10 protein-coding genes and 1 pseudogene are annotated in these 11,043 nt (G+C 56.8%); 7 read left to right on the top strand and 4 right to left on the bottom strand.

Going from position 1 to position 11,043, the window contains the following annotated elements; genetic code table 11:
* On the bottom strand, window positions 1-1,377 hold the full coding sequence (locus J7413_RS19595) for an MBOAT family protein (RefSeq protein ID WP_209101461.1): 1,377 nt from the start codon (window positions 1,375-1,377) through the stop codon (window positions 1-3).
* A 4-nt stretch (window positions 1,378-1,381) separates the two neighbouring features.
* Window positions 1,382-1,966, bottom strand: coding sequence for an alginate O-acetyltransferase AlgF (locus J7413_RS19600; RefSeq protein ID WP_209101463.1), 585 nt, complete (start codon window positions 1,964-1,966; stop codon window positions 1,382-1,384).
* Between the two features lie 201 nt (window positions 1,967-2,167).
* Here J7413_RS19600 and J7413_RS19605 point away from each other — a divergent pair, with 201 nt between their 5' ends.
* Window positions 2,168-3,310, top strand: coding sequence for an acetoin utilization protein AcuC (locus tag J7413_RS19605; protein WP_209101465.1), 1,143 nt, complete (start codon window positions 2,168-2,170; stop codon window positions 3,308-3,310).
* 9 nt (window positions 3,311-3,319) lie between these two features.
* On the opposite strand, the gene J7413_RS19610 is transcribed toward J7413_RS19605, so the two are convergent.
* Window positions 3,320-4,351, bottom strand: a complete 1,032-nt coding sequence (locus tag J7413_RS19610; RefSeq protein ID WP_209101467.1) for a LacI family DNA-binding transcriptional regulator — start codon at window positions 4,349-4,351, stop codon at window positions 3,320-3,322.
* An 80-nt stretch (window positions 4,352-4,431) separates the two neighbouring features.
* Between J7413_RS19610 and J7413_RS19615 the strand changes: the two genes are divergently transcribed.
* On the top strand, window positions 4,432-5,610 hold the full coding sequence (locus J7413_RS19615; protein WP_209101469.1) for a phytanoyl-CoA dioxygenase family protein: 1,179 nt from the start codon (window positions 4,432-4,434) through the stop codon (window positions 5,608-5,610).
* A gap of 43 nt (window positions 5,611-5,653) precedes the next feature.
* Here the strand turns inward: J7413_RS19615 and J7413_RS19620 are convergent, their stop codons facing one another.
* Complete coding sequence (locus J7413_RS19620; protein WP_209101471.1) at window positions 5,654-7,999, bottom strand: DNA topoisomerase IV subunit A; 2,346 nt, start codon at window positions 7,997-7,999, stop codon at window positions 5,654-5,656.
* 158 nt (window positions 8,000-8,157) lie between these two features.
* Between J7413_RS19620 and J7413_RS19625 the strand changes: the two genes are divergently transcribed.
* From J7413_RS19625 to J7413_RS19645, 5 genes and pseudogenes are all read left to right on the top strand, one after another.
* Window positions 8,158-8,799: an SH3 domain-containing protein gene (locus tag J7413_RS19625; protein ID WP_209101474.1), complete on the top strand. Its 642-nt coding sequence runs from the start codon at window positions 8,158-8,160 to the stop codon at window positions 8,797-8,799.
* Window positions 8,800-8,887: 88 nt separating this feature from the next.
* Window positions 8,888-9,721, top strand: coding sequence for an SDR family NAD(P)-dependent oxidoreductase (locus J7413_RS19630; RefSeq protein ID WP_209101477.1), 834 nt, complete (start codon window positions 8,888-8,890; stop codon window positions 9,719-9,721).
* 80 nt (window positions 9,722-9,801) lie between these two features.
* Complete coding sequence (locus J7413_RS19635; RefSeq protein WP_209101479.1) at window positions 9,802-10,005, top strand: twin transmembrane helix small protein; 204 nt, start codon at window positions 9,802-9,804, stop codon at window positions 10,003-10,005.
* Window positions 10,006-10,009: 4 nt separating this feature from the next.
* Entirely contained in the window at window positions 10,010-10,582 is a 573-nt protein-coding gene (locus J7413_RS19640) for a cob(I)yrinic acid a,c-diamide adenosyltransferase (protein ID WP_209101488.1), read from the top strand.
* Window positions 10,583-10,847: 265 nt separating this feature from the next.
* A pseudogene (locus tag J7413_RS19645) lies at window positions 10,848-11,043 on the top strand (electron transfer flavoprotein subunit beta/FixA family protein); the annotation flags it as partial.

Raw genomic sequence — 11,043 nt, forward strand, 5'->3', positions numbered from 1 at the left:
TCAAAACTGAAAGTAAAGAAAGGGGCTGTCCGTACGCGCCTGCAGAACGACAAAACACAGCATAGACAGCACCGCAGATTTCAGGGCTGGCATAGGTTTCCATTGTGGCAGGCAAAGCGCTGGCGCAATGGAAATGCAGAGCCCGACAGCAAGAAACAGCATTTCACTCGGGGCTGTGAGCGTCACCAGTTCGGGCCGCATCGCAACGCCGTTCACCCCCAGCATACCAGCATACATCTGAAGCGCCTGCGCCAGTGTTTCCGCGCGAAAGATCACCCAACCAACAATCACAAACACCATGGTCAATGGCCATGCGATGGCCTTGGGCCAGACGCTCTCACGCTGCTTGGCGCCAAGGGCACGCTCGATCGCCATCAAGCCACCATGCCACGCCCCCCAAATCAAAAACGTCCAGTTCGCCCCATGCCAGATGCCGCCCAGCAGCATTGTCAAAAGCAGATTTCGATAGGTTTTCAGCGGGCCACAGCGATTACCGCCCAGCGGCACATAAAGATAGTCACGCAACCAAGTCGACAGGCTGATATGCCAGCGCCGCCAAAACTCCGTCACCGAACGGCTGACATAAGGCGCATTGAAATTCTCTGGAAAATGAAAGCCAATCATCAGGCCAAGCCCAATCGCCATCGCAGAGTAACCCGCAAAATCAAACAAGAGCTGCACGGAATAGGCCACCGCTCCCAGCCAGGCCTCTGCCAGCGTCGGGTCGGGCAATGCGAACAGCCTGTCCGCCAAAGGCGCCACACTGTCTGCCACCAGCACTTTCATGGCCAGTCCATGCACAAAACGCCTCACTCCACGCAAAAACAGCGCCCGCGAATGGCGCCGCTGCTCAAACTGGTGTGCAAGGTCCTTGTAACGCAGCACCGGCCCCGCAATCAGCTGCGGGAACAAAGAAGAAAACGCCAGAAAATCGGATAGCTTTCTGGCTGGCGGCGTATCACCTCGCGACACGTCAACGATATAGCTGATTGATTGAAAGGTCAGAAACGACAACCCGATGGGCAAAAGGATCTCTGGCACAATCAGCGCATCGCCCCCCAAGGCGGTGTTCAGATTGCCCAACAAAAATGTCGTGTATTTAAACCAGCCCAAAATCGCGAGATTAAACGCCACCCCAAGACGGACAGCCCAGATCTTTTGACGCGCGTTTTGGGCTTTCGCTGCCACACGACCTGCGAAATAGCTGCCGCCTGCAATCGCATAGAGGACGAGCAACGCATCCGCACGCCACCAGGCGTAAAAGACCGTGGACGCCAAAAGGATCAGCCAGTTTCTGGCGGATCTCGGCACCACATAGTAGACAGCAAGAAAGAGCGGCAGAAAACCAAAGACAAAAATAGGGGCGGAAAAAACCATACAATCAGCCGCCGAGATTTGCGCCAAACTGGTTTTCGATCAACTCCGCGCTCTCAGGTCGCGCCACCAGCGTCACGTTCTGCCCACGCCGCAATTGCAGCTCAAAGCGGCCCAGCACCCCGCTCCGCTCAGACCACACGGCAACCGACGCAGTGACGGGATTGACGGCACGGCCCCCAGCCGTGTTGGGCGGCGTGCTTCCAACCACCTCAACATGTTGATCCGGCACGATCAGGCGCACGGGAGACTCTGACAAATTTACAAGCGTCAACAGCACCTTTGATCGGTCCACACGCTTTGGCTCTTCAATGACCACGACCTGTCCCAGCGCATCACGCGCCACCGTGTAATACACACCCGCCTGTGCACCGTCTGTCTTTGCTGCCGAGACAGGATGGAACACATCCCCCGCCGCCCCAAGCGACCGCACACCTAAGACCTCTGGCGCATGATCCGGCTCAATCCATCGAATGAATGCAGCGTCATCTGGCGGCGGCGCGTCATAAAGCTCATTGTCGGCAGCAAGCGCTGCACTTGCTGCGAAAATTGCTGTGACTGCGCGAAGGCATACACGTACAGAACGATCCATCAGACACTCCTCTCGCCTTCTGTGTAACGAGATGCAGTTCTGTTCGGAAAAATCGAAAGTATATACTGCGCTCTATTAAGCGCGTGTCGCCTACCATCGGTCAGGGCGCACCAAACGCTCGCCCACGATCTTCACCGGTTTCAGCGCCACACAATCCCGTATATCCTGCCCAGCAGGCCCAACCGGACGCAGCATCAAGGAATGGATCACATACACAATTCGCCACGCTCCCCCCGTTTCATTGGCTCTGAAATATACCGGGGGTCGTCTTACGGAAAATGGCACCCGCTGAGAATTCCACGTGTTTCAACAGTCATGGATCTTTCAAGAGCCCTTGGCTGGCTCCCGCGCGAGCAATACATCACGTCCCCCCGCGCCAAGCAGCAAGCTCTTACAGCATGGCACACGCCTGAGTATATCGCCGCATTGCAAGCCGCCGAAAACCAACAGCATGTCTCAGCAGAGGCACGCGCCCGATTTAATCTGGGCACCGTTTCCAATCCCGTTTTCTCAGAGATGTTTCGTCGGCCAGCCACCTCTGCAGGTGGATCTATTCTGGCAGGCCACTTGCTGGCGCAATCTGGCGTGGTCTTTAATCCCGGCGGCGGAACGCATCACGGCATGCCAGGACAGGCAAACGGGTTTTGCTATTTGAATGACCCTGTGCTCGCCATGAAAAGCCTGCGCGCCAATGGTGTGCAGAGGATCGCCTACATAGACATCGACGCGCACCATCCCGACGGGGTCGCGGTTGGGTTTTCCCACGATCCGGACTGTCTCATGATCTCAGTGCATGAAGAAAACTTATGGCCCAAGACCGGCACGCTTGATGATGACGCCGGCGGAAATGCCATCAATCTACCTGTGCCACGCGGGTTTCACGATGATGACATGGCTTTGGTGCGAGACTCCCTTCTGTTGCCGCAAGTCACGGCATTTCGCCCTGAGGCAATCGTGTTGCAATGCGGCGCCGACGGTGTCCGTGATGATCCGCTCTCACACCTCTGCCTTTCAAACAATGCGCATTGGCAAATCCTGACAACGCTAATCGGCATCGCACCAAGGCTTTTGGTTCTCGGAGGGGGCGGCTACAATCCCTGGACTGTTGGCCGCCTGTGGACAGGGCTTTGGGGGATCCTCACAGGTCAGGACATTCCAGCGCGGCTCCCTCCAGACGCCGAACAGATCCTCAGATCTCTGGAATTTCGAGGCAATTCACGTGGGAAAAATCCCCCCGTATCTTGGCTGCAAACGTTGCAAGATCCGCCCAGTCGCGGCGCGCTCTCTGAAACTGTCCGGGCGCGCGTGCGCCATCTGTCACAGCGCCATGCGCGCTGGATCTGACGCATCGCGTCACAGCGTGGGGAGTTCCGGAACATTTTCCGGTGTGAGCACCTGAACCGTCGAAACAGCAGGGGCCACAAAATTTACGCTCAGCCGATGATGCGACAGAAATACTTTGAACGCATTTCTGATGTCTGACCTCAGATCATGGTGCAACACAAAGCTGAGCCTGCGTTCGCACAGTAAGTCGCGATTTTCACGATCCAGATCATGCGCAACATAAATTTCCGGATGCAGCCCCTGCGCCCCCAACACGCTCAGAATGGCGCGATTGCCCCCACCCATGGAGTAAACGCCACGCAACGCGCCAAGCTCGCTCAGCCGATCAGCCAACAGCCTGCTTGTGCCAACATCCACGCCGCTGCCCCCCTGAAGCGACACGATCTTCAGTTCAGGGCGCCGCGCCGCGAGGGCCGCCTGAAACGCCTCTTCTCGCGCTTCTTCTCCTGAAAAACCTTCATGACTACGCGTTGCCAGAATTGTGCCTGTGCCGCTCTGAATCACATGTGCCATCAGAAAAGCTGCGGTGCGCCCAGCCCCGGCATTATCTACCCCAACATAGGCCTGCCGATCCCCTCCAGTGATGTCTGTTACCAGTGTGACAACGGGGATTTCAGCAGTGCGCAACAAAGCCAGAGCCTCTCTGATATTTGGCGTGTCGCGCACCTTCAGAACCACCCCGTCACTGCCCCGCTTGGCAATACGCCGCAAAATGGCAACAACATCCTGCGGCTCCATCATCTCCTGCAACGTAAAACGAGGCCGACACACGGCCCCCCCTATCTCTGGCAGCACAGACTCTGTGGCAGCTTTGACTTCCCGACTGAAACGGGCGGGGGCCTCAACAACAAAATCAAAAAACAAGCGTCGCCCGCGCGCCGTAAGCTGCGCCTCCTGCGCTTCTAGCTCTTCAATCGCGGCTTTCACACGCAGACGGGTCTGTGGGCTCACATGCGCACGATTGTTCAAAACCCGATCAATGGTGGCCGGACCAAGACCCGCCTGCCGGGCGATTTCTTTTATGGGAAAACGATGTGTCATTGATGCGTTTTTGATGTGTTTTCGCCCACAACACAAGTGCAGCGCCGCCTACCTTGGCTGCAACACGGGAGGAAACAAAAATGCCAAGCAGCACCCAAACAGACGCCTACTACGACACTGACGCCTGCAAATTATCTGAATTTACAGCCTTGATTGCACAGACGACACATCCAGACGACGTGCCGCATGCCTCATCGGTAGAAAAGAATATTCCAATCTACGACATGCGCGTCTTGCGAACACACCTCGCAAATCCAGAGGCATGTCGCGCTCTGAAATCCGAATGGGCGCACGTCATACGCAACGGCGCCGGTGTCGTGGCGCTACAACACGCGTACGCAGACACGTCAGCGCTCGATCAGGCAACAACTGTCTACGAGGAAATCATAGCCAACGAAAAACAAAGCGCTGGCGGACGGGGTGATCACTTTGCCGCCTCCGGGGCCAATGACCGCGTTTGGAACGCATTGCAAAAACTATGTGAGGCCGCCCCCTCCGTTTATCTGAATTACTTCTGCAACACGGCGATTGCGGCGGTGTGTGAGGCATGGCTGGGGCCGAACTATCAGATGACGGCGCAGGTCAATCTGGTGCACCCCGGTGGCGCCGCTCAACAAGCGCACCGCGACTATCACCTCGGATTTCAATCCGCAGAGGTCTGCGCCGCTTATCCAGCGCATGTTCACGAGGTTTCCCCAATCTTGACGTTGCAGGGCGCGATCGCCCATTGCGACATGCCTTTGGAAAGCGGCCCAACAAAACTGCTGCCGTTCTCGCAAGCCTACAAACCTGGATACACCGCCTGGCGTCGACCCGACTTCCGAGCCCTGTTTGAAGAGCGCTATGTGCAATTGCCCCTGTCAAAAGGAGATGCCATGTTCTTCAACCCCGCGCTGTTTCACGCCGCAGGAGAGAACACCACCGAGTCCATCCATCGTTTCGCAAACCTATTGCAAGTCTCCTCGGCTTTTGGGCGCGCAATGGAAAGCGTGGACAGGCTGAAAATGTGCAAATTGCTATACCCTCACCTGCTCCAAGCCCAGGCCACAAACACCCTGACCGACGCAGAACTTGCCGCCACAATAGCTGCAACTGCCGAAGGCTACGCATTCCCAACCAATCTGGACCGCGATCCACCGGTCGGCGGTATGGCCCCGGAAACGCAAGCGGCGTTCCTGCTCCGGGCGCTCGCCGAGAGAACCCCGGCACAGGCTGTGTCAGACCACCTGGATCAAATGGACCACGCACGTCTGGCCTAAGCGCACTGAAGAAATCGAAAACGGGGGCCAAAGGCCCCCGCATCTATTTGAACTTGTTGTCTTTCGGGAACCCATAAGGCGGCTTTTTGCCAACCCCAGCGCGCTTGGCCAGCCATTCGGTCAAATCCGGCTCATGACGCGTTTTGCCACTGTTGCCCATCGACCATGTCAGACCGTCTTCCCACTTAAATGTGGTGATGTCGGACAAGCCGCCATCCAGCTCCAATGTGCCCTGACGCCCACGCGCCATGTTGTATTTCTGCAGACGCACACCTTTGCCCCGGCCAAGCTCGGGCAGCTCATCCACCGGGAACACAAGGAAGCGTGAGTTCTTTGACACAACAGCCACGTGATCCCCATCCACAGGTTTGCAAATCATCGCCTTCACGTCGTCTTTGACATTCAACACCTGTTTGCCAGTCCGAGTCTGAGCAATCACATCCTTCTCCGGCACCACAAAGCCGTCACCTGCGGTGGATGCCACCAACAGTTTGCGCTCCGGTGCATGGACAAAAATGTCAACGATTTCAGCCTCATTGGGCAGGTCCACCATCAGGCGCACAGGTTCGCCCATACCGCGCCCGCCGGGCAAATTGGCCGCACTCAGGGTGTAAAACCGCCCGTTGCTGCCAAACATCAAAAGCCGATCTGTGGTTTCCGCATGGAAGATAAACCGCGGCCCGTCGCCATCTTTGAATTTCAGCTCACGGGTCAGATCAATATGGCCCGACATCGCCCGGATCCAGCCCATCTGAGAGCACACAATGGTGACCGGCTCACGATCAATCATCGCCTCGATTGGCACTTCCTCGACCTCAGCGGCTTCGGCGAAAACGGTGCGCCGCGCGCCACCCTCATAGCCTTTGCCAAAGGTTTTCTTGGCCTCTTTGAGTTGCTCTGAAATGCGATCCCACTGCAAGTCTTCACTGCCCAAAAGCGCAACGATGCCAGCACGTTCTTCTTGCAGCGCATCACGTTCGCGGATCAGCTCCAGCTCTTCCAAACGGCGCAAACTGCGCAGGCGCATGTTCAGAATCGCCTCTGCCTGCACCTCTGTCAGCTGGCTCACGCCACTGCCAGGCAGCGGTGATTTATAGTCCTTCTCGCTGGTAGCGCGGGCATGCTCCAGATCCCAGTTCTCCGCCATCAACGCCTGTTTGGGCGCATCGTCATAGCGAATGATGTCAATCACCCGGTCCAGATTGAGGAACGCAATGATGAAGCCTTCCAACACTTCCAGACGATGGTCGATTTTCTCCATCCGGTGCGTCGAACGGCGGATCAACACCTCACGGCGGAAATCCAGAAACGCGCGCAGAACCTCTTTCATGGAGCAAACCTTCGGGGTCACACCATCAATCAAGACGTTCATATTCAAAGAGAATTTGATCTCCAGATCGCTGCTGCGATAGAGCATGTTCATCAGAACATCGGGCTCTACATTCTTGCTGCGCGGCTCCAGAACCAACCGAATGTCATCAGCCGATTCATCGCGGACATCCGCAAGAATAGGCACTTTCTTGGTCTGGATCAGCTCTGCGAGCTTTTCGATCAGCTTGGATTTTTGCACCTGATAGGGGATCTCGGTGACCACGATCTGCCACTGCCCACGACCCAGATCTTCCTTCTCCCATTTACAGCGCAACCGGAATGAACCACGCCCGGTGCGATAGGCCTGCGCAATGTTTTCCGCTGGCTCCACAATCACGCCACCAGTCGGGAAATCCGGCCCCGGCACGTAATTCAGCAAGGTGTCATCACGCACATCCGGCGTTTTGATCATATGCAGGCAGGCGTCACACAGCTCGCTGATGTTATGGGGCGGAATGTTGGTCGCCATCCCCACTGCAATGCCGCTGGCCCCATTGGCCAAAAGGTTCGGGAAGGTCGCAGGCAACACAACGGGCTCGCGCAGGGTCCCGTCATAATTTTCCCTGAAATCAACGGCGTCCTCGTTCAGGCCCTCCAGCAGCGCTTCCGCCACAGAGGTCATCCGCGCCTCTGTGTAACGGCTCGCCGCCGGGTTATCCCCGTCGATGTTGCCAAAGTTGCCCTGCCCGTCCACCAGCGGATAGCGCACGTTGAAATCCTGCGCCAGACGCGCCATCGCATCATAAATCGCCGCATCGCCATGCGGGTGATAGTTGCCCATCACGTCGCCGGAAATTTTCGCAGACTTACGGAAACCACCCGTCGCAGACAGCTTCAGCTCACGCATCGCATAAAGGATTCGGCGGTGTACCGGCTTCAACCCATCGCGCGCATCTGGCAGGGCGCGGTGCATAATCGTGCTCAGCGCATAGGTCAGATAGCGGTCGCCAATCGCGCGCCGCAGCGGCTCGGTCACGTTCTGGATGGGGAGCTCGTCGTCATCAATCAGATCAGTCATGCATGGGTGATAGCTTTTGGCGTGCGCACGGTAAAGCACATGCGCAGGGCCCCTCGCCGTTTTTTGCAGGACGTGCTATGATATCCCCAGATTTATTTCTGAAAAAACAATTTGAGCCGCGCAGAAAGCGCAGCCATTTTCTTTCGAAGGTTAACGTTATGAATAAGTTTGTCGTTGTGAGCCTTGGTCTCATGGCATGGTCTTTTTGGGAGCTGAGCGGCGGTGCAGATTTTGTGCCCAAGTCCAAACGCGTCGCGCAAACCCCTGTTTCTAAGGTTGATGAGGTGCTTGCCGTGAAAGACGCGCACCCCACAGTTACAGAACAGCTGCCCATCGTGAAGGTCACGCAACCCGCATCACTTTCGACCGAGACTCAGGTGGTGTCAGCTGCGAATCTCGACCCCAAACCTGCGCTCGAATCGAGCGCGAGCTCCTCCGCTTCAGAACAACCTGAAGTTAGCGTCTCCTCGCTTGCCACTGGGCTGACATCATTTGCGACCCCGGGAACACCTGTGTTTGATCTGACCCCCGCCGTGGCGCTGACGCCCATTGAAGACACCGCAACCCCGGTTTCCGCTGAAGGTCAGCCAACTGTGGCGCGCGACCTGAGAGAGGTGCGTGCCACGCGCGTGAACATGCGCGCAGGTCCGGGCACATCCTTTGGTGTGATCACCGTTCTGGATCGCGGTCGCCCTGTCGAAGTGCTCGATCAGAACACTGGCGGTTGGTTGAAGCTGCGCGATACCGAAACAGGCCAAATTGGCTGGATGGCGGCCCGCATGGTGACCGCTGCCAACTAAACGCCTGTGCGCCACACTCAGCCCTTGCGCGTGCAGTCAAACACCCTACCTTGCCCCGCAGAGTAAACGCATCATGCGGGGCAGATCCATGAGCCAAAAATCCCTTTTGATCACAGGCTGTTCAAGCGGCATTGGCCTGGACGCAGCACACCGCATGCGCGCCCAAGGCTGGCGTGTTTTTGCAAGTTGCCGCACACAAGAGGACTGCGATCGCCTCACAGCAGAAGGCTTTGAAAGCCCACGCATCGACTATTGTGATGAGGCATCCATCACCAAAGGCCTTTCTGAAGTTTTGGCCGCCACCGGCGGCACCTTGGATGCGCTGTTTAACAATGGCGCCCGCGGCCTGCCCGGCGCGGTCGAAGATCTACCAGCCGCTGGCTTCCGCAAAATCATGGAAAGCAACCTGATTGGCTGGCACGAACTCACCAGACAGGTTCTTCCCATCATGCGCGCGCAGGGGTACGGGCGCATCGTCAACAATTCGTCCGTGCTTGGATATGTCGGCCTGCGCTATCGCGCCTCTTATGTGGCGTCAAAATTCGCTCTCGAAGGCTGGAGCGACTGCCTCCGCATAGAATTGCGCGACACCCCGATCGACGTCATCTTAATAGAACCAGGCCCCATCACCTCCAGCATTCGAACAAACAGTGCCAAGCAATTCTTTGAATGGATCGACTGGGAGAATTCCCCTCACAGCGCCGCCTACCGCAAAGGCCTCGTGCGACGGTTCACTGAAAAGGAACAGAGCCTGGATCGGTTCGAGCTGCCTGCCTCGGCGGTCTGTGACAAATTGATCCATGCACTAGAGGCCCCGCGCCCAAAGGCGCGCTACCGTGTGACCAAACCCGCCCATTTCATGTACGCCTTGCGCCGTCTTCTCCCCACAAAAGCGCTCGATTGGGTGATCGCAAAAGGCTGATCCCGCGTATTTGCAATTATGGTTCTTTTTCGCAGGCAAAGCGTCTACACAGAACCACCTGACAAACGAGGAGCAGTGTCATGGCCAATGATCCCCTATTCTGGGTTGCAGCAATCGCTTGTTTTGGCGTTCTTATCGTCTTGATGGTGGGCGTTGGTGGCTTCGCAAAAGGCGGTGAATTCAACAAAAAATACGCCAACAAGATCATGCGCCTGCGCATCGGAGCCCAATTTGTTGCGGTGCTGCTGATCCTCGCATTTGTTTGGCTGCGTCAAGGGGGATGACGACATGGTAGTACTCAACAAAATCTACACCCGCACAGGCGACAAAGGCACAACAGCGCTTGGCAATGGCGACCGTGTCGCCAAATATGACGGCCGCGTGTCTGCCTATGGCACATCTGACGAACTCAATGCAGCGTTGGGCGTGGCACGGTTGCACGCCAGCGGCGACATGGATGCCGCCTTGATGCGAATCCAGAATGATCTCTTTGATCTCGGCGCCGATCTCTGCCGCCCTGACATGGCAAAAGACGCCCAAGCCGAGTACCCGCCTCTGCGCATGGCCGCCAGTCAGGTAGAGCGCCTGGAACAAGAAATCGACGCGATGAACGCGGCTCTTGAACCTCTGCGCAGCTTTGTGTTGCCCGGTGGCTCCGCACTGGCTGCACATCTTCACGTCTGTCGCACGGTTGCCCGCCGTGCAGAACGGCTGACCGTGGAACTGGCCCAACATGAAGACGTGAATGCTGATGCGGTGACATATCTGAACCGGCTCAGCGATTGGTTCTTTGTGGCGTCTCGTGTTGCAAACAACAACGGCAAAGACGACGTGCTTTGGGTGCCTGGTGCAAACCGCTGACTGTGGTGCGCGAATCAAACCCGCAGCGGCAGCACCTGATGCTGCCAGAGCTGCGGTTGACGCAAACTCACCTTACGTAAGTTTTCTGCGACGCAGCAAGAATCCTGCCCGCAACGTCACGTGAAATTGCTGATACGCGACGTCGCAGCGCGACAACGTGACGATTTTGCTCTGTTTCCGGCGCTCTCAAATATATATCAAACCGGAGAGAGCATTCGGATGAGCTGCCTAGGTGGCTTTGACAAACTATGAGGAGTGAACGCCCATGAAGGTCTTGGTACCTGTCAAGCGCGTGATTGACTATAACGTGAAAGTGCGTGTGAAAGCGGACGGCAGCGGAGTTGATCTCGCCAATGTCAAAATGTCGATGAACCCATTTGACGAGATTGCCGTCGAAGAGGCCATCCGTCTCAAGGAAGCCGGCAAAGCAGACGAAGTTGTGGCTGTTTCGATCGGTGTGA

This window comes from Shimia sp. R10_1, assembly GCF_017744095.1.
GTDB lineage: Bacteria > Pseudomonadota > Alphaproteobacteria > Rhodobacterales > Rhodobacteraceae > Shimia.

Coding starts and splice junctions, on each gene's coding strand:
- J7413_RS19610 (WP_209101467.1), bottom strand. CDS start 4,351: ATGACACATCGTTTTCCCATAAAAGAAATCGCCCGGCAGGCGGGTCTT.
- J7413_RS19630 (WP_209101477.1), top strand. CDS start 8,888: ATGAGCCAAAAATCCCTTTTGATCACAGGCTGTTCAAGCGGCATTGGC.
- J7413_RS19640 (WP_209101488.1), top strand. CDS start 10,010: ATGGTAGTACTCAACAAAATCTACACCCGCACAGGCGACAAAGGCACA.
- J7413_RS19635 (WP_209101479.1), top strand. CDS start 9,802: ATGGCCAATGATCCCCTATTCTGGGTTGCAGCAATCGCTTGTTTTGGC.
- J7413_RS19605 (WP_209101465.1), top strand. CDS start 2,168: ATGGATCACATACACAATTCGCCACGCTCCCCCCGTTTCATTGGCTCT.
- J7413_RS19600 (WP_209101463.1), bottom strand. CDS start 1,966: ATGGATCGTTCTGTACGTGTATGCCTTCGCGCAGTCACAGCAATTTTC.
- J7413_RS19625 (WP_209101474.1), top strand. CDS start 8,158: ATGAATAAGTTTGTCGTTGTGAGCCTTGGTCTCATGGCATGGTCTTTT.
- J7413_RS19595 (WP_209101461.1), bottom strand. CDS start 1,377: ATGGTTTTTTCCGCCCCTATTTTTGTCTTTGGTTTTCTGCCGCTCTTT.
- J7413_RS19620 (WP_209101471.1), bottom strand. CDS start 7,999: ATGACTGATCTGATTGATGACGACGAGCTCCCCATCCAGAACGTGACC.
- J7413_RS19615 (WP_209101469.1), top strand. CDS start 4,432: ATGCCAAGCAGCACCCAAACAGACGCCTACTACGACACTGACGCCTGC.